The 20,741-nt window shown below is 71.4% G+C and carries 17 protein-coding genes; 7 read left to right on the top strand and 10 right to left on the bottom strand.

Features of this window, described 5'->3' with window-relative positions:
- Window positions 1-48 precede the first annotated feature (48 nt).
- Entirely contained in the window at window positions 49-1,554 is a 1,506-nt protein-coding gene (locus tag AB0C66_RS29510; RefSeq protein ID WP_362445200.1) for an FGGY-family carbohydrate kinase, read from the bottom strand.
- Window positions 1,555-1,840: 286 nt separating this feature from the next.
- On the opposite strand from AB0C66_RS29510, the gene AB0C66_RS29515 reads away from it, so the two are divergent.
- Complete coding sequence (locus AB0C66_RS29515) at window positions 1,841-2,953, top strand: hypothetical protein (protein ID WP_362445203.1); 1,113 nt, start codon at window positions 1,841-1,843, stop codon at window positions 2,951-2,953.
- 99 nt (window positions 2,954-3,052) lie between these two features.
- Here AB0C66_RS29515 and AB0C66_RS29520 read toward each other — a convergent pair whose 3' ends face one another.
- On the bottom strand, window positions 3,053-5,071 hold the full coding sequence (locus AB0C66_RS29520) for a spermidine synthase (RefSeq protein ID WP_362445206.1): 2,019 nt from the start codon (window positions 5,069-5,071) through the stop codon (window positions 3,053-3,055).
- A 660-nt stretch (window positions 5,072-5,731) separates the two neighbouring features.
- Between AB0C66_RS29520 and AB0C66_RS29525 the strand changes: the two genes are divergently transcribed.
- A complete protein-coding gene (locus tag AB0C66_RS29525; protein ID WP_362445209.1) occupies window positions 5,732-7,090 on the top strand; it encodes an MFS transporter in 1,359 nt (452 codons plus the stop codon).
- Here AB0C66_RS29525 and AB0C66_RS29530 read toward each other — a convergent pair.
- Window positions 7,050-7,847 carry an SDR family NAD(P)-dependent oxidoreductase gene (locus tag AB0C66_RS29530; RefSeq protein WP_362445212.1) on the bottom strand — a complete coding sequence of 266 codons (798 nt, stop codon included), beginning with the start codon at window positions 7,845-7,847 and terminating at the stop codon, window positions 7,050-7,052. The genes AB0C66_RS29525 and AB0C66_RS29530 overlap by 41 nt on opposite strands.
- Window positions 7,848-8,181: 334 nt before the next feature.
- Between AB0C66_RS29530 and AB0C66_RS29535 the strand changes: the two genes are divergently transcribed.
- The 4 genes from AB0C66_RS29535 (at window position 8,182) to AB0C66_RS29550 (ending at window position 11,802) form a co-directional block, all read left to right on the top strand.
- Window positions 8,182-9,180, top strand: coding sequence for a dihydroxyacetone kinase subunit DhaK (locus tag AB0C66_RS29535; protein WP_362445215.1), 999 nt, complete (start codon window positions 8,182-8,184; stop codon window positions 9,178-9,180).
- A gap of 99 nt (window positions 9,181-9,279) precedes the next feature.
- Window positions 9,280-9,975, top strand: a complete 696-nt coding sequence (locus AB0C66_RS29540) for a DAK2 domain-containing protein (RefSeq protein ID WP_362445218.1) — start codon at window positions 9,280-9,282, stop codon at window positions 9,973-9,975.
- Between the two features lie 76 nt (window positions 9,976-10,051).
- Window positions 10,052-11,131 carry an acyltransferase family protein gene (locus AB0C66_RS29545; RefSeq protein ID WP_362445221.1) on the top strand — a complete coding sequence of 360 codons (1,080 nt, stop codon included), beginning with the start codon at window positions 10,052-10,054 and terminating at the stop codon, window positions 11,129-11,131.
- Window positions 11,132-11,208: 77 nt separating this feature from the next.
- Window positions 11,209-11,802 (top strand): XRE family transcriptional regulator, encoded by a 594-nt coding sequence (locus AB0C66_RS29550; protein ID WP_362445223.1) that lies wholly within the window; start codon window positions 11,209-11,211, stop codon window positions 11,800-11,802.
- Between the two features lie 27 nt (window positions 11,803-11,829).
- Here AB0C66_RS29550 and AB0C66_RS29555 read toward each other — a convergent pair whose 3' ends face one another.
- The 4 genes from AB0C66_RS29555 to AB0C66_RS29570 all read right to left on the bottom strand — a co-directional run bounded on the left by AB0C66_RS29555 (window position 11,830) and on the right by AB0C66_RS29570 (window position 15,359).
- On the bottom strand, window positions 11,830-12,069 hold the full coding sequence (locus AB0C66_RS29555; RefSeq protein ID WP_362445226.1) for a hypothetical protein: 240 nt from the start codon (window positions 12,067-12,069) through the stop codon (window positions 11,830-11,832).
- Window positions 12,070-12,250: 181 nt separating this feature from the next.
- Window positions 12,251-13,237 carry an asparaginase gene (locus AB0C66_RS29560; RefSeq protein WP_362445229.1) on the bottom strand — a complete coding sequence of 329 codons (987 nt, stop codon included), beginning with the start codon at window positions 13,235-13,237 and terminating at the stop codon, window positions 12,251-12,253.
- 58 nt (window positions 13,238-13,295) lie between these two features.
- Window positions 13,296-14,120, bottom strand: a complete 825-nt coding sequence (locus AB0C66_RS29565) for an aldo/keto reductase (RefSeq protein WP_362445232.1) — start codon at window positions 14,118-14,120, stop codon at window positions 13,296-13,298.
- A gap of 21 nt (window positions 14,121-14,141) precedes the next feature.
- Window positions 14,142-15,359: an MFS transporter gene (locus AB0C66_RS29570; protein WP_362445235.1), complete on the bottom strand. Its 1,218-nt coding sequence runs from the start codon at window positions 15,357-15,359 to the stop codon at window positions 14,142-14,144.
- A 300-nt stretch (window positions 15,360-15,659) separates the two neighbouring features.
- Here AB0C66_RS29570 and AB0C66_RS29575 point away from each other — a divergent pair, with 300 nt between their 5' ends.
- Window positions 15,660-16,883: a S1 family peptidase gene (locus AB0C66_RS29575; protein ID WP_362445238.1), complete on the top strand. Its 1,224-nt coding sequence runs from the start codon at window positions 15,660-15,662 to the stop codon at window positions 16,881-16,883.
- Between the two features lie 132 nt (window positions 16,884-17,015).
- On the opposite strand, the gene AB0C66_RS29580 is transcribed toward AB0C66_RS29575, so the two are convergent.
- Genes AB0C66_RS29580 through AB0C66_RS29590 form a run of 3 tightly spaced genes read right to left on the bottom strand, consistent with a single transcriptional unit; the run spans window position 17,016 to window position 20,730 of the window.
- Window positions 17,016-19,115 (bottom strand): xanthine dehydrogenase family protein molybdopterin-binding subunit, encoded by a 2,100-nt coding sequence (locus tag AB0C66_RS29580; protein ID WP_362445240.1) that lies wholly within the window; start codon window positions 19,113-19,115, stop codon window positions 17,016-17,018.
- On the bottom strand, window positions 19,112-20,110 hold the full coding sequence (locus AB0C66_RS29585; RefSeq protein ID WP_362445243.1) for a xanthine dehydrogenase family protein subunit M: 999 nt from the start codon (window positions 20,108-20,110) through the stop codon (window positions 19,112-19,114). Before AB0C66_RS29585 ends, AB0C66_RS29580 begins: the two co-directional genes overlap by 4 nt.
- On the bottom strand, window positions 20,107-20,730 hold the full coding sequence (locus AB0C66_RS29590; protein ID WP_362445246.1) for a 2Fe-2S iron-sulfur cluster-binding protein: 624 nt from the start codon (window positions 20,728-20,730) through the stop codon (window positions 20,107-20,109). The genes AB0C66_RS29585 and AB0C66_RS29590 overlap by 4 nt, the downstream gene beginning before the upstream one ends.
- Between the last annotated feature and the right edge of the window lie 11 nt (window positions 20,731-20,741).

The following is a 20,741-nucleotide window of genomic DNA, read 5'->3' on the forward strand; positions in this document are numbered from 1 at the left end:
CATCTCGCGCACGGCAGGCGGTGGCACCGACGGCGGTGCACCAGGGCGTCACGGCGCCGTACCGTCCGCGGTGGCGTGCTGACGCGCCGCCAGGGCGTGCGCCGCGTCCCGGGTGGCCGGGTACAGCTCGCGGTAGAGGCGGTAGAGCTCGCCGTACGTCCCGGCCGTCGCCGGATCGGGTTCCACCGTGTGTGCGACCGGATTCCACCCGGAGATGTCCGCGGCCACCGCACGGCCCGTCCCGACCGCCGCGAGGAACGCGTCGCCGTAGGCCGCGCCCGTCGTGTACCGGGGGACGTCCTGGGCCCGTCCGGTCACATCCGAGACGATACGGGTCCACAGCGCCCGGGCGCCGCCGCCCACGGCGGTCACCCGGCGGATGTCCCCGCCCGCCGCCTCCATGGCGGACAGATTGTGCCGCACCCCGAAGGCGGTGGCCTCCAGCGCCGCGCGGTAGAGGTGTCCCCGGCCGTGGCGCAGGGTCAGCCCGAGGACGAGCCCGCGGGCGTCGGGGTCGAAGAGCGGTGTGCGCTCGCCCGCGAAGTACGGGAGCATCAGCAGCCCTTCGGCGCCGGGGGCGACGGCCGTGGCCTCGGCCACGAGCGTGTCGTAGTCCGCGCCGGTGAGGTCGCGCAGCCAGCCTGTGACGGCGCCGGAGGTGGCCATGCCCGCCGCCAGGCAGTAGGTGTCCGGGAAGGCGCCCCGGGTGGACCACAGACGGGGGTCGGGTACGGCCTCGGCGACCACGTTCACCAGGAACATCGTGGTGCCGTACATCAGCATCAGATCGCCGGGCGCGGTGGCCCCGACGGCCGTGGCCTCGGCCCAGGCGTCGATGGTTCCCGCGATCACGGGGGTGCCCGCGGGGATGCCGGTGGCACGCCGGGCCTCCGGTGTCACCTCGCCGACCACCTCCGACGGCCAGACCAGACGCGGCCACTGGAGGCCGGGCGCGATCTCCTCGCACCACTCCTCGATCCAGGTGCCGCCCCGCAGGTCGTACAGCGGGGTGCACTGGCTGGCGGAGTGGTGGTCGAGCACATACTCCCCGGTGAGCCGGTGTACCAGATACGAACTGGCCATGAACCAGCGTCGGGTGCGGGCGAAGACCTCCGGCTCCCGCTCCCGCAGCCACGCCAGTTTGGGGCCGATGGCCTGGCTGGTCAGAGGTGAGCCGCAGCGCTCGAGCACCCGCCGGTCCCCGTAGCGCTCCCGCTGGGCGGTGATCTGCGCGCCCGCGCGGGTGTCCACGCCGTACAGGATCGCCGGGCGCAGCGGGGTGGCGTCGGCGTCGGTGGGCAGCAGACAGGGGCCGATACCGCTGACGCCGACCGCGCCGATCCGCTCCCCCGCCGGGGCGGCGGCGAGCAGTTCGGCGCTGAGCTCGGTCAGCTCCCGCCACCACACGCTCCGCGCGTCATGTTCGGCCCGGCCGGGGCGCGGGGTGGCGGTGGTGTGCTCCCGGGACGCCCGGGCGAGCAGCGTGCCGTCGGTCCTGACCAGGACGGCCTTGGAGCCGGAGGTGCCGATGTCGATGCCGAGCAGCAGGGTCATATGGTTCCCCGGGGCCTCTCGTCGAGCCGGATCGTCTTCGTGGTCACCAGGGTGCCCGGCTCCGCCCCCGGCCGTCAGTCCTCCGCCGGTGGATGTCGCCCGGCCGCGGCGGCGAGGTGGCTCCGCCGACCGTTCCCGCCCCGGGCGGGAACCTTGCGCTTCGTCACATGGTGGCCATCGATTCCGTTTCGCCTCCGCCGTACCGGAGAGGCTCGAGGACAAGCCCCATCGGCCCGCAGAACAGACCGGTGCCCCGGCCCGGCCGGGCACCGCGGACGGAGGGAACGTGGCTCACAGCACATCGGGGAAGACCGCACCGGATGACGAGGCGTCATCCCGGCGGGAGGCCCGGCGGCACGGGGACGGCGCGGACCGCCCCGGGCGGGGGTCGCCCACCCGGCGTGGACTGCTCACGGCGACGGCGGCGGCCGGTCTCGGTCTGCTCGCCGGATGTGGCGAGCAAGGCGGGACAGTCGGCTCGGACGCCCCCGCGAAGGGTTCGGCGTCCACCCGGCCGTCCACCTCCCCGGGGCGTTCCAGAAACGCCACCCGCCCTCCGTCGGGCCCCGGCCGCACCACGCCGGCCACCCGTCCCGCCGAGCGTCGCCCCGAACTCCCCCGCGGTGGCCGGGAGCTGTCGCGATACCGGCTGGTGGGCTACTGCGGACTGCCCGGCGCCGCGGCGCTCGGCCGTCTGGGCACCGGCGACCTCGACGACCGGGCCGCCGAGATCGAGAAGACCGCACGGGCCTACGCCGCGGGGCGGGAACCACAGCCCGTGCTCGAACTCCTCGCCACGGTGGCCAACAGCAGTGCGGGCCCCGACGGCACCTATCGCTCGCGCACACCCGCCGCCACCATCCGCCGTTTCCACAAGGCCGCCCGGCGCCACCGCGCCCTGTTGCTGCTGAACATCCAGCCGGGCCGGGCCGCCGTCCTGGACGAGGTGAAGGCCCTGCGCCGCTGGCTCGTCCACCCCGATGTGGGGATAGCGCTGGATCCGGAGTGGGACATGGGTCCCGGGGAGGTGCCGGGCGACACCTACGGCCACACCAGCGGCAAGGAGCTGACCGAGGTGGCGCGCTATCTGTCGAAGCTGGTGGCCGACCACGATCTGCCGCAGAAACCGCTCGTCTACCACCAGGTGGCCGTCTCCGTGGTCCACGGCCAGTCGGAGCTCCGCCCGCAGCCCGGAGTGGTAATGATCAAGAGCGCGGACGGGATCGGATCGCCGGGGATGAAGCGCAGTACCTGGCGCAAGCTGGTCGAGGACCAGCCGGAGGGGGTGCGCACCGGGTTCAAGCTCTTCTACGACGAGGACACCGAGGGCAGCCGGTTGATGACCCCCAAGGAGGTGCTGGCCCTCCGGCCGCGTCCGGACTACATCATGTACGAGTGAGCCCCGGGGCGAGCCCATGGCCCCAAGTGGACTGCCCCCGCCCCGGAAGCGTTCCGGGGTCGGGGGCGGGTGGGTGGACAGCGGAATCGGTGGCGGAGGTCAGGTGCGGGGCGCCGCCTGCACCGTGAGCGGTTCCCGGGCCGGGGTCTCATCGGAGCCGGGCCGGGTGAATCGCATGGTGACGCAGGCTGCCGCGTAGAGCACGGCCACCACCAGCAGCAGGGCCTGGTAGCCCGTGACGAGGGCCAGATACTCCAGGGCGCCACCGGTGAGGGCGCCCAGCAGATTGGCCCCGAAGGCCGCCGTGGGATCCGCGGCCGCGGCCAGCCGGTCGGAGAAGATGAGGTTGGCGCAGAAGATGGGCGCGAAGGCCAGGGCGATCGCGGCGGCCAGACGCCCCGCGAACGGCAGCCCGAGCACCAGATCGGTCGGGACCAGCCAGGCGATGGCAAGGCTGGCGAAGAGCAGCAGTTGCAGGGCGAGTTGGTTGAGCTTGCGCATCCTGCGCCGTACCTCCACCGCGCAGAGGACGGCGACCAGCACCCCCGCGAACACCATGGCGTTGACCAGCCAGGTGGTGCCGAAGTAGAGCGCGAAACCGATGACGTTCTTGGTCTCGAGGAGCATGAACGCGGTCCCGAGCAGGAACATGTCGGTGTAGGCGGCGGTGCGCCGGATGCGGACACCGGTCATCCGCACCGACACCAGGGTCACCAGCAGGATCGCGCCCAGCACACCGATGTAGAGGCTGGGGATGGTGCGGTGCAGCAGATAGGGGAACGGGTGGTCGTCGGTGGCGGCGCTGGGCACCTTGCCGGAGGCCTGCCACGTCGAGTTGGAGCAGGACTGGTCGCGTGCGGTGACGCCCGCCACCATGATCGCGGCCCGCTTGTTGCCGTAGTGGGTGATGCAGGGCGCGTGGCCGAAGACGGAGGTCAGGCTCGCTCCGAACCGGTCGATGAGCCAGTTCTGCCGGTAGTAGTTGTACATCGCGAACGCACCGCCGGGGGCGAGGTGGCCGTGTGCCGCCTCAAACGCCTGACGGGTGAACAGGTAGCTCTCCAGGCGCAGGTTGCTGGCCCCCGACACCAGGGTCAGGGAGTCCGGCAGCGCGAGCACGATCAGGTCGTAGCGGGTCTTCGTCTGCTCCAGGAAGGCCCGGCCGTCGTTGATGTGGACGTGCACCCGGGGGTTGTCGTACGGGCGGGCCGGGTGCAGCGAGGCACCGATCTCCTGCAACCGGGGGTCGATCTCCACGGCGTCCACCCGCTTGGCGCCGTGGGCGAGGGCGAGGGCCACGTCGTTGCCGTTGCCCGCCCCGATGACCAGGACGTTGCGGTGGGAGTTGCGCGGGGTCTCGCGGTAGGGCTGGTCGTACGGTGAACCCGCTTTGGTCAGCGCCTTCAGCGGCGCGATGCTCTGGTGCGGCACACCGTTGGCGGAGATGTTGTAGTCGCGGGCGGTCGAGGTCGAACGTTTGGTCTCGATCTTGTAGTACGGGGACCAGGAGATGCCGCTCGCCACGGACTCCAGGGCGAGAACCGCCACCATCACCCCGAGCGGGATCGTGTACCGGATGGTGTTGCGGCGGCCGCCCAGGACGAGCAGCGCCACCGCGGCGATCACTCCCCAGGCCACCGACGGGGCGCGCAGCCAGGACAGCAGCGCGAAGGACACCGATCCGGTGAGGGAACCCAACAGGTCGAAGCGGTACGCCTCCAGCGACGGCAGACGGCGGAACTGATCCGCGGTCATCTTCCCGATCGCCATCATGATGAGCGCGGTCAGTCCGAACAGGACGGGCAGCGTCACCCACTGGGGCAGTCCGGTGGTTTTCACGGCCGTGAAGTAGATGACCTCACCACTGCTCTGCCGCACCTGGACGGGGAACTCCCGCACCAGGACGACGAGGACGGCCAGGGGAATGGGCGCCCAGCGGGTGAGCCACTGCCCACGGTCGGCGGGGAGAAGGAATCCCAGGCCGATCCCGAGGAACGAGCCCAAGAGGATGAAGTTCGAGAAATAGCTCAGATGGACGATATTGGCGCCGGTCCACCGGATCAGCGCCAGCTCGACGAAGAGCATGGTGGCGCTGGCCAGCAGCAGCCTCGCGCGCACGTTTTGCGGTCCAGGGCTGTGCTCCATGTCGGCACACGCTGTCATCCGAGACGGGGCAGGTCGAGCACCCGCACGGGCCGCGCCGTGGGCCGGACGGCGCCCCGGCGGACCGTCGGAATTACGCCACCGGGGCGTATGCCCACCACACCTCCGACACCCCGTCAGACGGCCGCCGCCATCCGCCATGTCGAATGTTTACGCAGGTCAACGCGTTGAACACGGCGCGGGGACACCTGACGTGCGGCACCGGTCGAGCGGGCCGCCGCACAGTGCGGACACCCGCGGAACCACCCGCCGACCTACGGCGTTCGTGTGATCCCCGGGACGTCATCCGTCACCTGATGAGCGCAACGGCCACCACCGGAGAAGTCGGCCACTCCGGAAGTTAACACCAGGCACGTTACTTGTCACACATGCGGCGATGTCTCGTGAACGAGGCAGAGGGACAACACCATCCCAGTGGTCCGGCGGGCGAGCCGTTCCATGGCATCCGCGCCACGTCAGAGGAGATCACGGCGCCGTAACAGTATTTTCGTTATTTCTAACATTGCTCTTGATATTTAGAAGCGCGGTGTCGACTCTGGGAGGCGGTCCGGGGAGCCACCCCGGACCGTCCGGACGGCCAACGCGGCCGTCGGACGTCCTACGCAAGGAGGCACCGTGGGTTCCGCACCGTCCCCCACCCACACCGGGCCATCGTCGGCGACGTTCCTCGACCGCATCGGCATACCCCGCCCGCTGGCCTGGGGCTTTCTGGGCCTGCTGCTGTTCATGATCGGCGACGGGGTGGAGTCCGGCTATCTGTCGCCGTTCCTCGTCCGCGGCGGTCTGTCCACCCAGCAGGTCGCCGTGCTGCTGTCCGCCTACGGCATCACCGCCGCCGTGGCCGCGTGGTCCTCCGGGGCCCTGTCCGAGCTGTGGGGACCACGCCGGGTGATGTGGGCGGGGCTGGGCGTCTGGGCCGTGTGCGAGGTGCTGTTCCTCGTCTTCGGGGTGATGACGTTCCACTACCCCGTGATGGTGGCCACGTATATGCTCCGCGGCTTCGGCTATCCGCTCTTCGCCTTCGGCTTCCTGGTCTGGATCACCACCGCCACCCCGCAGCGCCGTCTGGGGACGGCGGTCGGCTGGTTCTGGTTCGCCTTCACCGGTGGGCTGCCCACCCTGGGCTCGCTGTTCGCCAAGGCCACCATCCCCGTGGTCGGCGAGTACACCACGCTCTGGCTGTCGCTCGTGCTGGTCGTGGCCGGAGGGCTGGTGGCCCTGGTGTGTGTCCGTGAGCCCCATGGCGATCTGCGGGTGGCCGAGGGCCGTCCGGTCGCCACTCTCCTCAAGAGCGTCACCATCATCTGGCAGCAGCCGAAGATCGGCATCGGTGGTGTGGTGCGGGCCATCAACACCGCGCCCGAGTTCGGTTTCCTGGTCTTCCTCCCGCTGTTCTTCACCGACACCGTCGGGCTGTCGATGAGCTCCTGGCTCACCGTCCTCAGCGCGATGTTCATGAGCAATATCGTCTGGAACCTGCTGTTCGGGGTGATCGGTGACCGGCTCGGCTGGCGGCGGACCGTGGCGTACTGCGGTGGCCTCGGCTGTGCCGCCAGCACCCTGCTGCTGTACTACGTGCCGCTGGCCGCGGGTGCCGAGGTGTGGGTGGCCGTGGCCGTCGGTGTGGTCTACGGCGCGACGCTCGCCGGATACGTACCGCTGTCCGCGCTGATGCCCTCGCTCGCCCCGGAGCACAAGGGTGCAGCGATGTCCGTGCTCAACCTCGGGGCGGGGCTGAGCACCTTCATCGGACCGGCCATCGTGGGGCTGGCGATCGGGCCGCTCGGCGTGGCCGGGGTCATGTGGATCTTCGCGGGTCTCTATGTCGTCAGCGCGGTGCTCGCCCTCTTCCTGCGGCTGCCCGGCGACGATCCGGCGGCGTCCGCCGGAGGTGCCGAGGCGGAGGTCACCGCCCCGGCACCGGCCCCGCTGATCAGTGCGACTGGGCCGTCGGGCGGACCAGGATCTCGTTGATGGCGGCGTGCGGGGGCTGGGTGACCATGAAGGTGATCGACCGGGCGATGTCCTCGGCCTGGAGCCACAGCTCCCGCGGCATACCGCGGGCCGCGGTCCCGGTGCTGCTGTCGGCCGTCATCTCGGTGGCGGTCATACCGGGTTCGACCAGCCCGACCCGCACACCGCGCGCGGTCACCTCCTGCCGCAGTCCCTCGCTGAACGCGACCACCGCGTGTTTGGTGGCCGAGTAGACGGCGTTGTGGGCCCGCGCCACCCGGCCGGCCACCGAGCTCACGGTGACCAGGTCGGCCACCTGGCGCGGGCCCTCCTCGGCCGCCCGCAGCAGATGCGGCAGCGCCTTCTGCGAAGTGTGCAGCACCGCCTTGACGTTGAGGTCGAGCATCCGCTCCCAGTTCTCCGGGTCGCCGTCCTCGATGTCCCCGGTGGCCACGGATCCCACGCTGTTGACCAGGACGTCCAGCCGCCCGAACCGCTCCGCGGCGTCCTCGACGGCCTGGCGGGCCTGGGCCGCGTCCCGCAGATCGGCAGTGAGGGCCACACAGGAACGGCCCCGCTCCCGGATGTCGGACGCCAGTGCCTCGAGCCGGTCGGTACGGCGGGCGACCAGCGCCAGATCGGCGCCCTGCCGGGCCAGCGACCGGGCGGTGGCCGCCCCGATGCCACTGGAGGCACCGGTCACCAGCACGGCGCACCCCGCCAGCGGGCCATCGGCGCCCTCGGCTTCCCGGTCGTTCCCGGTCCTCGTCTCCGTCACTCCGGCTCCCTGCTCGTGCGGACGATCATCTGTCGTACGCATGCTCGCACCCACCGCGCGTCCACATCCACCGCAGGGGTCCGGTACCCCGATCCCGGTCGCGGATCGCCCCCGTTGCTCCCTTCGGACCAGGACCGGCGGACCCGTCCGGGCAGTACGGAAATCACACGACCGGCGTATGCCAGTAGGCCGTTGGGGTCGCGCTGCTGTCCCGCCTGAGCACCCTTCCGCCGTGTCGCGGCGACCATCGTTGGCTGAGGCACCACATCACCGGGTCCGGCGCAACGACCACCGAGTCCACCCGTCCGCCCCACTCGCCCAGGGAGCCGCGTTCATGCCCCAGTACTTCCGTGACTCGCCCGAGTCCCTCGTTCCCGACGCGCTCGCGGGCTTCGCCGACGCCCACGCCGACCTCGTCGCGTACCACCCCGACCACGGCTACCTCCGGGCCCGCCACCCCGCGCCCACCCGCCGGGTGGGCCTGGTGTCGGGGGGCGGGTCCGGCCACGAGCCGCTGCACTCCGGTTTCCTCGGCATGGGGATGCTGGACGCCTCGTGCCCGGGCCGGATCTTCGCCTCGCCGCACAACCGGCAGATCTTCGAGGCCAGCCGTGCCGTGGCCGGGCCCGGCGGCGTCCTGCACATCGTCAAGAACTACACCGGCGACCGCATCAACTTCGGCATCGCCGCCGAACGCCTCCACCACGAGGGGATCGCCTGTGCCCGCGTCCTGATCGACGACGACCTCGCCACCGACTCCGACGACATCGCGGTCGGCCGCCGCGGCACCGGGGCCACCCTGCTCGTGGAGAAGATCCTCGGTGCCGCCGCCGACGAGGGGCGCGGACTGGAGGAGCTGGCGGCCCTCGGCACCGAGCTGACCCTGCGGGCCCGCAGTCTGGCCGTGGCGGCGGCCGCGCACACCGCGCCCGCCTCCGGCGCCCCGGCCTTCGGCCTGCCCGAGGGCGTCCTGGAGTTCGGGGTGGGCATCCACGGTGAACGCGCCGAGGGCACCACTCCGCACGCGCCCCTCGGCAAGCTGGTGGAAACCATGGCCGACCAGCTGCTGGCGGCGCTTCCCGACGGCTCCCGGTCCCGGGTGCTCGCGCTCGTCAACGGGCTCGGATCGGTCACCTCCCTGGAGCTGTACGGGATCCGCCACGCCCTCGCCAAGGCCCTGGACACCCGGGACGTCGCCCTGGACCGCTCGCTGACCGGCACCTTCGTCAGCGCCCTCGATATGCGCGGCTTCTCGCTGACCCTGCTCGCCTCCGACGCCGAGACACTGCGGCTGTGGGACGCCCCCGCCCGCACCCCGGCCTGGCCCCGGTGACCTCCAGGCGTCCCCGTGTGAGCCGTATGTCCACGCGATGACGCCACATCGGCACAGCGTGCCGTGACCGACCCGCCCGACCGACCCGAGGAGCCCCCCATGTCCGATGGCCCCGGCCAGAACGCCCTCACCCATGACAGCGTCGCGGCGTGGCTGACCCGCTTCGCCGCCTCCGTACGCTCCGTCGAACCCGAGCTCACCGCCCTCGACCAGCAGGCGGGCGACGGTGATTTCGGTGCCAACCTGACCACCGGCATGGACGGTGTACGCCGTGTCCTCGACGCCATGACGGCCGGTCCGCGGTCCCCCGGCGAGGGTCCGGCGGCGCCCCTGGCCGCCGCCGCGCGGGTCTTCCTCGACGATGTCGGCGGCACCAGCGGCCCGCTGTTCGGGCTGCTGTTCCAGGAACTCGCCGACGCGCTGTACGAGGCCTCCCCCGCACTGCCCGGTACGGCCGCGCTGGCCACCGGCACCGCGGCCGGGGTGGCCGCGATCCAGCGCGTCGGGGAGGCCGACGTGGGCGACAAGACGATGGTGGACGCCCTCGTCCCGGCCGCGAAGGCGCTCGCCGAATGTCCGCCCACCGCCGACCCCGCGGTCGCGCTCCATCTGGCCGCGGTCGCCGCCCGCCGGGGCGCCCTCTCGACCAGCGGTCTACGGGCCCGGCGCGGCCGTGCCAGTTACACCGGGAACCACTCGCGCGGTGTCCCCGACCCCGGCGCCCTGGCCGTGGCGCTGCTGTTCGCCTCCGCGAACGAGGAGGTGACCGTGCTGGACCGGCTCCCGGACCACTGAATCCGCATGGGCCGGGTTCAACCGGGCAGGCGCAGAGGACGCGTTGCCGTCTGTATCGAAGGTGCCCGGGAAACACATGCCACAGGACACAGCCGCCCGAGTGACCCCACCACCGGCCGCGACCCGGCCCAAGGGCGGTGACGCGTCCGGATCCAGAACCCGCGACCCGTACTTCGACAACGCGAAGTACCTCACGATCGTGTTGGTGGTCTGTGGCCACGCATGGGAGCCGCTCACCTACGACAGCCGCGCCGCCACCGCGGTCTATCTCCTGGTGTACGCCTTCCACATGCCCGCCTTCGCGCTGATCTCGGGCTACTTCTCACGCGGTTTCGACCTGGCGCCCGGCCGGGTGCGACGGCTCATCAGCAGTGTGGTGGTGCCGTACCTCGTCTTCGAGGCGGCGTACACCCTCTTCTCCCGGTGGGTGCTGGACAACCCGGGGGAGCCGTTCAGCCTGCTGGACCCCTGGTATGTGATGTGGTTCCTGGCCGCCCTGTTCATCTGGCGGCTCACCACACCGCTGTGGCTGGCGCTGCGCCATCCGGTGCCGATCTCGCTGGCGGTGGCCACGCTCGCCGGTATCTCACCGGACTCCGGCGGCGATCTGGCGCTGCAACGGGTGCTGGCGTTCCTCCCGTTCTTCGTGGTCGGGCTCACACTGCGGCCCGGCCACTTCGCGCGGCTGCGCACCCGCCGGGCCCGGCTGGTGTCGTTGCCGTTCGTCGCCTTCGTGCTGTGCGCGGGTTACGCGGTGGCGCCGTGGTTCGACGCGGAGTGGCTCTACCACCGCACGAGCGTCGCCGGGCTGGACGTCCCGCGCTGGGCGGGTCTGCTCACCACGCCCGCGCTGTTCCTGCTGGCACTGGCCCTGACCGCCTGTTTCCTCGCCTGGGTGCCGGGGCGGGCGCTGTGGTTCACCGCGCTCGGCACGGGCACGATCTACGGCTATCTGCTGCACGGCTTTGTCATCAAGTCGTCCCGCTTCTGGGGCTGGTACGACCATCCGTGGGTGCGCACCCCGCTGGGTGAGCTGACGGTGACCGTGGCCGCCGTGGGCATGATCACCGTGTTGTGCACCGCCCCGGTGCGGCGGCTCTTCCGTCCCCTGGTCGAGCCCCGGGTGGACTGGGCGTTCCGCCGCACGGAGAAGTAGGGCCCGCCTCCGCGAGGCGCGTGCGCGCGGGCGCCACCACTTGACAAACATCTTTGCCGGGGCGGCAAATGAAGGGTATGGCCGACCAAGACCTCGCCGATGTGCTGACCGCCGTGGGACCGCGGCTTCGCTCGCTGCGGCAGACACGTGACTTCACCCTGGCGCGGCTCAGCGAGGCGACCGGGATCTCGCTGAGCACCCTCTCGCGGCTGGAGTCGGGGCAGCGGAAGCCGACCCTGGAACTGCTGCTGCCACTGGCCAAGGCGTACGGCGTACCGCTGGACGAGTTGGTCGGGGCGCCCGCCACGGGCGATCCACGGGTCCATCCGCGGCCCTTCACCCGCAACGGCCAGACGTTTGTGCCGCTCACCCGCTATCTGGGCGGGCTGAACGCCTACAAGCTGATCCTTCCGCCCCGGCCGCCCGCCGAACGCGGGCGGCCGGAGCAGCGGGTGCACGAGGGCTATGAGTGGCTGTATGTGCTCTCCGGGCGGCTGCGGCTGGCGCTGGGCGAGCATGACCTCGTCCTCACCTCGGGCGAGGCCGCCGAGTTCGACACCCGGACCCCGCACGGCTTCGGCAACGCGGGAGACCGGCCGGTGGAATTCCTCTCCCTGTTCGGGGCGCAGGGCGAGCGGATGCACGTCCGGGCGCGCCCGGAAGCCACCTGACGTACGCCGCCACGTGTGCCCGGGTGCTCACCCCGAGGGTTCGTCGGGGACGGGCTGCTCCGGGTGGACGCCTCCGGTCTGCGGCTTTCCCCGCCGCCCGGTCCCGGACTCGTCCAGGTCGGGGACGTCCTCCGCGTGCTCCGGCGCCGGATCCGCGCCGTCCGCGTCCAGCGGATCCGGGCCTCCCCCCGCCTGCTGGTCGGGCAGGTCCCGCGGAATACCGCGGCCGTCCTCCCCGGGTTCTTCGCGCCGACGGTCCTCGTTCACGGTGCCGCTCCTGTCTTCGGCGTGTGCAAGGGCATACCCGGGCCGGTACCCAGCACATCCGCGCCGATGCACGGCCGGGCCCCCGCATATGGTCGCGTACCCCTTCCGGAACGGCATCCCGGTGACCACCCACGGTGGCCGGGGGCCGCTCAGCGGTGGGATCCAGGTGCGGGTACGGCGGTCAGCCGTGGCGGGCGAAGGCGGCGGTGACGGTGTCGCGGTCCGCCCCGGAGGCCAGCAGCAGCCGGAGCAGCACCCGCGCCTTGTACGGATCGAGCAGTCCGCCGTCGATCAGGCCGCGCCGCCGCAGATCGGTCTCGGACCCGACCGCGCCATAGGTGTGGCGCAGCACCGAGCCACTGCCGGAGCGCGAGGTCAGCACCACCGGGATGCGCTCGGCCAGCGCGCCCAGCACCGGTGCGAGGGTGCCCGGCACATGGCCGACCCCGAACCCCGCGACGACCAGGCCCTGTTGGGTGTCGGCGAGTCCGTCGAGCAGCACACCGTCGTCGTCGAATGACACGGTGTACAGCGCCACCCGAGCGGTGGTGTCCTCCCCCGCCCCGGACGGCACCGGCCGGGGTTCATGGCGCGGCGGCGCGGTGAGCAGACGGACCCGGCCCTCGATGACGTGGCCGATCGGGCCGGTGTTCGGGGAGGCGAAGGTGGCCGTACTGGTGCTGTGGGTCTTGCGGACCCAACGCGCCGCGTGGATCTCGTCGTTGAAGACGACCAGGGCCCCCAGGCCGCGGGCTTCGGGCGCGGCGGCGACCCGGGCGGCCGCGAGCAGATTGGCCGGGCCGTCCGCGCCCGCGAGGGTCGGATTGCGCATGGCGCCGGTGAACACCAGCGGTGCGTCATGGGCCCAGACCAGATCGGCGAGATAGGCCGTCTCCTCCAGGGTGTCGGTTCCCTGGGTGACCACCGCGCCCTCCGCCCCCTCGGCCACCGCGGACGACGCGGCCTCGACCACGGTGAGCAGTTGCGGAAACGTCAGATGGGCGCTGGGCACGGCGTGGGTGTCCCGCACCTCCAGCGGTACGCCGAGGTCGGCGAGGCCGGGCACCGCCGCGGTGAGGTCGGCTCCGGTCAGCCGGGCCACCACCCCGCCGCCGCCGTGCCCGGCCATGGCGATGGTGCCCCCGAGGGTGAACAGTGCGATGCTCATGCGCCGACTACATCAGGAGACGGCGGGTGTCGGGAAGAGCGGCAGCACCTCGTCGGGGTCAGTTCAGGGTGTCCGGGTCGGGTCCGGTCCGCTCACCGCGCTCCAGGGCGGTGATGGCCTCGATGTCCTCCGCGGTGAGGGCGAAGTCGAAGACGTCGATGTTCTGCCGGATCCGGGCCGGGGTCACGGACTTGGGGATCACGATGTTGCCGAGGTGGAGATGCCAGCGCAGCACCACCTGGGCGGGCGTCCTGCCATGGCGCCGGGCGATGGCGTCGAGCGCCGGGTCCTGGAGGAGGGCGCCCTGCGCGAGCGGGCTCCATGCCTCGGTGGCGATGCCGTGTCCGGCGTGGACGGCCCGCAGGGGCGCCTGCTGGAGGTAGGGGTGGAGCTCCACCTGGTTGACGGACGGGACCACACCGCTCTGCTCCAACAGCCGTTCCAGATGGGCGGGCTGGAAGTTGGACACGCCGATGGCACGGGTACGGCCGTCGGCGAGCAGCTTCTCCATCGCGCGCCAGGTGTCCGGGTAGCGGTCGCGGGCGGGGGTGGGCCAGTGGATCAGATAGAGGTCCACATAGTCGGTGCCCAGCTTCGCGAGGCTGGTGTCGAAGGCCGTGAGGGTGGCGTCGTAGCCCTGGTCGTCGTTCCACAGCTTGGTGGTCAGGAACACCTCCTCGCGTGGTACGCCGGAGGTGGCGAGCGCCCGTCCGACACCGGCTTCGTTGCCGTAGACGGCCGCGGTGTCGATGCTGCGGTAGCCGGACTCCAGGGCGGTGCGGACGGCGTCGGTGGTCAGGGCGTCCTCGACCTGGAAGACACCGAAGCCGAGTTGGGGGATCTCGAGTCCGTTGTTGAGGGTGAGGATGGGAACGGAGGTCATGATGTCCTTCGGGGTGTGGGATCAGCGGTGGTCGGTGGCGATGCGGACCGGCTCGGCGGATGACGCGGCGGTGACCGGTGCGGGGCGGTGGTGGACGTCACGGCGTTCCAGTGCGCTGGAGAGCACCGCGAGTGCCAGCGCGGAGGCGGCGAGTGCCGCGCCGACCCAGTTCGGGGCGGTGTAGCCGAGTCCGGCCGAGATCACCAGACCACCCAGCCAGGCAGAGAGCGCGTTGCCCAGGTTGAAGGCGCCGATGTTGACGGCGGAGGCGAGGGTGGGGGCGCCCGCCGCGTGGTCCAGCACCCGCTTCTGGAGCGGGGGGACGGTGGCGAAGCCGAGCGCGCCGATCAGGGCGATGGTGACAGCGGCCGCGACCTTGTGGTGGGCGGTGAGTGTGAACAGCCCCAGGACCAGTGCCAGGGCGCCCAGCGATACGTACAGCATCGGCATCAGGGCGCGGTCCGCGAACTTCCCGCCGACCAGGTTGCCGCCGACCATGCCGAGCCCGAAGAGGACCAGCAGCCAGGTGACGGAGGAGTCGGCCAATCCGGCGACCTCGGTCATCATCGGCGCGATGTAGGTGATGGCGGCGAAGACACCGCCGAAGCCCAGAACCGTCATCGCCATGGCGAGCAGCACCTGCACATTGCGGAAGGCGGCCAGTTCATGGCGGAGGTGTACACCCTCCGGCTTGGGGATCTCGGGGACCAGCTTGGCGATGCCCGCGAGTCCGATCACACCGAGGGCGGCGACCAGGTAGAAGGTGATGCGCCAGCCCAGTGACTGGCCGATGGAGGTGCCGAGCGGTACGCCGACGACATTGGCGACGGTCAGACCGGTGAACATCATCGAGATGGCACCGGCCTTCTTTTCGGGGGCGACCAGGTCGGCCGCGACCACCGATCCGATGCCGAAGAACGCGCCGTGGGCGAAGGAGGCGACGATCCGCCCGGCGGCCATCACACCGAAGGCCGGGGCGGCGGCCGAGACCACATTGCCCACGATGAACAGGCCCATCAGCAGCATCAGCATGCGCTTGCGGGAGATCTTGGTGCCGAGTGCGGTCATCAGCGGTGCGCCGAACATCACTCCGAGTGCGTAGCCGGTCACCAGGAACCCGGCGGTGGGGATGGAGACACCGAAGTCACCGGCGACCTCGGGCAACAAGCCCATGATCACGAACTCGGTGGTTCCGATCCCGAAGGCTCCGATGGCCAGCGCCAGCAGTGCGATGGGCATGTGGGTTCACTCCAAGCGATTGCCTCTGCGTCTTACGTGCGCCGACAATACTTGCGTGAGAATTTAATTGCAAGCGCGCTATATTGCCGATGCTGTGTATCACGCCGCCGTGAGCCCACGCGGGCCGCTCGACAGAGCCCGCCGGGAACCGCTGGTGGCGGCGGTCGCGAAGACACCGGCGGTGTTACGGCCGAAGTCGCTCTGAACACAACCGGCGCCCCCCGCGTATCAACTGCCGGGTCGAGCCTCGTCCGTTGCGGACGAGCGAACTCGGTGCCCGCCCTGACAGGAGGTCATGAGTTGAGCCACAAACGCGTACCGAAGCGCAAGGTCGTCTTCGCGGGGGCCGGTGCGGCGGCGATCGTCGCGGCGGCGATTCTGCTGCCGAATGCCAACGCCTCGCAGGACGGTGACCAGACCGACCTCCAGCCCAAGAAGGTCAACGCGGCGTCCGCCGCGGACATCGCCTCGCAGTTGGCGTCCAAGCTGGGCGAGGCGTTCGCCGGCACCTACTACGACAAGGACAAGCAGCAGGTCATCGTCAATGTCATCGGGGATGGCAACGATGTGGACGTGGACGTCAAGAAGGCCGGGGCGGTGGCCAGAAGCGTCAAGAACAGCACCGCCGACCTCAAGTCCGCCGCGAAGACGCTGAAGACGAAGGCGACCATCCCCGGCACCGCGTGGTCCGTCGATCCCAAGACCAATGAGATCCGGGTCACCGCGGACCGCACCGTCACCGGCGCGAAGTGGGACACGCTCGAGTCCACCGTCAACGCCCTCGGCAAGGGCGTGGCCACCATCAAGAAGTCCCAGGGCCAGTTCAAGCCGTTCGCCGAGGGCGGCGACGCCATCTTCGGCGGCGGCTCGCGCTGTTCGCTCGGTTTCAACGTCACCACCGACAGCGGTGCGCCCGGTTTCATCACCGCCGGTCACTGCGGGGTGGCCGCCAAGGAGTGGTCGGACTCCCAGGGCGGTGCCGCGATCGGCACCGTGCAGGACGCCACCTTCCCCGGTGACGGCGACTTCGCGCTCGTCACCTACGACGACCCCGGCACCGAGGCCCCCAGCACGGTCAACACCGGTGACGGCAAGACGGTGGACATCGCCAAGGCGGCCGACGCCACGGTGGGCCAGCAGGTGAGCCGGATGGGCAGCACCACCGGGCTCAACGACGGCTCGGTCACCGGACTGGACGCGACCGTCAACTACCCGGAGGGCACCGTCAGCGGGCTCATCCAGACCGATGTGTGCGCCGAGCCCGGCGACAGCGGCGGCCCGCTGTTCAGCCAGGACGGCAGCGCCATCGGTCTGACCTCGGGCGGCAGCGGCGACTGCACCTCCGGTGGCGAGACCTTCTTCCAGCCGGTGACCACCGCACTGACCGCGGTCGGCGCCACCATCGGTGACGACGGCGGGGCGGCCGGAGGCGACGGCGGCGGCGCGGCGGACGACCAGGGCGGTGCCGCCGGTGACGGTGGCGCGGCAGGCGAGGAGCAGGGCGGCGCGGCCGCCAACGGCTGATCCGCGCATCGTCGGACTTCGGTCACTCCACGGTTGTCCCGCGCCGTCACCGCGGGACAACCGGAGGACACCGGACACCAGAAGACATCGGCCCACCGGTCGTTCCCCGGCGGAACACCGGGCGGGCCGTCGTCAGCCCGGCAGTCCCGCCCGCACCCGCTCCACGGTGATCGGCAGATCGCGGACCCGTACCCCCGTGGCGTGGTGCACGGCGTTGGCCACCGCCGCGGCCGTACCGACGATCCCCAGCTCACCGACGCCCTTGGTGCCCAGCGGGTTGAGCGCGTTGTCCTCCTCGTCGAGGCAGTACGCCTCGATGTCCCGCACATCGGCGTTGGCCGCCACGTGGTACCCCGCGAAGTCGTGATTGGTGAAGTCGCCGTAGCGCGGGTCCATTTCGAGCATCTCGTGCAGGGCCATGGACAGTCCCATGGACATCCCGCCGCGCAGCTGGGAGCGGGTGGTCTTGGGGTTGATGATGTGTCCGGCCGCGAACACCCCGAGCAGCCGGTCGACCCGCACCTGACCGGTGACGGTGTGCACCCGTACTCCGGCGAACTGGGCGCCGAAGGAGCAGCGGGTGAGTTTCTTCTGTGCCTGCACGTCCTCGGTGGTGTCCGCGCTCAGCTCCAGCCCACCGGGCGGCACGGCGCCGGATGCCTCGTCGAGCTGCTTGGCGAGCGCACGGCACACCTTGCTGACCGCCCACCCCCAGGAGCTGGTGCCCATCGAGCCGCCCGCCACGGGGGCGTTCCCGTAGACACTGCGGCCGATGTCCAGGGTGACCCGGTCCAGGGGCACGCCGAGTTCATCGGCTGCCACCTGGGTCAGCATGGTGCGCGCGCCGGTGCCGATGTCCGCCGCGGCGATCCGCACCACGAACGTCCCGTCGGGTTCGGCGCGGGCGGTCGCGGTGGCGGGCATGGTGTAGACGGGATAGTTGCCCGCCGCCACTCCGGTGCCGAGCAGCCACCGCCCGTCCCGGCGGCGGCCGGGTGCCGGGTCGCGCCCCTCCCAGCCGAAGCGGGCCGCGCCCTCGCGCAGACAGGCCACCAGGCTGCGGCTGCTGAACGGGCGTCCGGACTCGGGGTCCACGGCCGGTTCGTTGACCACCCGGAGCTCCACCGGATCCATGCCCAGCGCGTACGCCAGTTCGTCCATCGCGCTCTCCAGGGCGAACATCCCCGGCGCCTCGCCGGGGGCCCGCACCCAGGACGGGGTGGGGACGTCCAGCTGGGCCAGCCGGTGGATGGTGCGGCGGTGGGGCGCGGCGTACATGATGCGGGTGGCGGCGACGGTCTGCTCGCAGTAGGGGGTGAGCCGGGAGCTCTGCTGGAGCGCGTTGTGCGAGATGGCGGTGAGCCGGCCGTCCCGCTCGGCGCCGAGTCTGACGCGCTGCACGGTGGGCGTCCGGTACGACACCATGCTGAACATCTGCTGCCGGGTCACCGCCAGTTTCACCGGGCGGCCCACGGCGCGGGCGGCCAGCGCGGCGAGCACGGTGGGCGGCCGGGGCACCGCCTTGGAGCCGAAGCCGCCGCCGACGTGGTCGGCCACGATCCGTACGCCGCCCTGGGGCAGGCCGAACAGCTCGGCGAGCGCGCTTGCCGTCATCCAGGGGCCCTGGTCGGCGTTGTAGAGGGTGAGCACATCACCGTCCCAGACGGCGATGGTGGCGTGGGGCTCCATCGGGGCGGCGTGTTCGGGGGGTGTGGTGTACGTGACGTCGACGGTCACCGGGGCGGTGGCGAACGCGGTGTCCACATCGCCGGTCTCCAGCAGCCCGGGATAGCCCGCGTTGACGGTGTCCGGGATGAAGGCGTCCGGATCGTCGTCGCGCAATTCGACGTCGTGGTCGAACTCCTCGTACTCGACGCGCACCAGCGCCGCGGCCTGGCACGCCGTCTCATAGGTGTCCGCGACGACGGCGGCCACGATCTGGCCGCGGTAGGCGACATCGGTGGACTGGAGCACCGAGAGCTCGGGGTCGTCGATGGGGTGCAGCCGCTGCACATTGCCACTGTCGAGCACGGCCGCCACTCCGGGCAGGGCCAGCGCGGCGCCGCCGTCGACGACACGCACCCGGCCGCGGGCCACGGTGGACTGCACCGCCCAGACGTAGAGGGCGTCCCGCACCGGGTACTCATACGCGTAGAGCGCCGCGCCGGTGACCTTGTCGCGTCCTTCGACCCGGGTCACCTCGGCGCCCACGGTCCGTTCGAGCGTGGTCATCGCCCTTCCCCTCCGACAAGGTCCAGCACGGTGGCGGTGATGAGGTCCACCGCGAGGTCGATCTTGAACGCGTTCCGTGGCAACGGGCGTGCCGACGCGAACTCGGCGCGGGCCGCCGAGCGCAGCGTCTCCTCGGTCGGACGGCTGCCGAGCAGCCGCTCCTCGGCCTGCCGGGCCCGCCAGGGCAGTGGCGCCACTCCGCCGAGCGCCAGCCGGATCCCGCTCAGCGTGCCGTCGGGCCCGGTGGCGGCCACCGCGGCGACCGACACCAGTGCGAAGGCGTAGGACCAGCGGTCGCGGACCTTGCGGTAGCGCATGGCGGCTCCCGCGGGCGGCGGGGGCAGCTCCACCCCGGTGATCAGCTCCCCGGCCTCGAGCACCGTCTCCTGGTCCGGGGTGTCGCCGGGCAGCAGATAGAAGCCGGTCAGCGGCACCGTGCGGGAGTCCCCGTCGGCGCGCCGGAGGTGGACGACGGCGTCGAGCGCGGCCATCGGCACCGCCATATCGGACGGGTGCGTGGCCACACAGGCGTCGGAGGTACCGAGGACGGCGAGGTCGCGGTGGCTGCCCCCGAGGGCCGAACACCCGCTCCCCGGCTCCCGTTTGTTGCACGCCTTGGTGACGTCCTGGAAGTACCCGCAGCGGGTGCGCTGGAGCAGATTACCGCCGGTGGTGGCCCGTGTGCGCAGCTGTCCGGAGGCTCCGGCGAGCACCGCCTCGGACACCGCGGGGAACCGTTCGCGGATACCGCGGTCACCGGAGAGCACACTGTTGGAGACCAGCGAGCCGATCAGCGCGCTGCCGTCGGCACGGTGCTCGATACGGTCGTAGGGCAGCCCGGTGATGTCGACGAGCATGGCGGGCTCGGCCACGCCCAGCTTCATCAGGTCCACCAGGTTGGTGCCACCGGCCAGATACATGGCGTCGGTGGTGTCCGTGACGAGGGTGGCGGCGGCGTCGGGCGCCGTGACGCGTTCGTAGGCGAAGGGCTTCATCGGGCGCCACCCGGTGCCGTGGCACGGGCGGCCCGGCCGCCGTTGCCCCGGGAGACTTCGTGGATCGCCGCCACGATGCCCGGGTAGGCGCCGCAGCGGCAGAGGTTGCCGCTCATCCGCTCCCGGATCTCGTCGGCGTCCAGGGCCTGTGCCGCGGGCACACCGGCGGCCACGTCCTCGGTGACATGGCTGGGCCAGCCGCGTGCCGCCTCGGTGAGGGCGCCGACGGCCGAGCAGATCTGGCCCGGTGTGCAGTAGCCGCACTGGAAGCCGTCGTGGTCGAGGAACGCCTGCTGGAGCGGGTGGAGTTCACCCGTCGCCGCCAGGGCCGCGACCCCTTCGATGGTGGTGATGTCATGACCGGCCGCCGCCACCGCCAGCACCAGGCAGCTGTTGACGCGCTCGCCGTCGACGAGGACCGTACAGGCTCCGCACTGCCCGTGGTCACAGCCCTTCTTGACACCGGTCAGGGCCAGGTGTTCGCGAAGGGCGTCCAGCAGCGTCACCCGGTTGTCGAGCGTGAGGGCCCGCTCTCCACCGTTGACACGCAGCGTGAGATCGGTGTGATACGTGTGAGCTGTCACACCCTTCAGCGTGGCACCGGGGTGGGGGCCCCGCATCTCCAGCGGAC

Origin of the sequence: Streptomyces sp. NPDC048636 (genome assembly GCF_040650655.1) — a bacterium.
GTDB lineage: Bacteria > Actinomycetota > Actinomycetes > Streptomycetales > Streptomycetaceae > Streptomyces.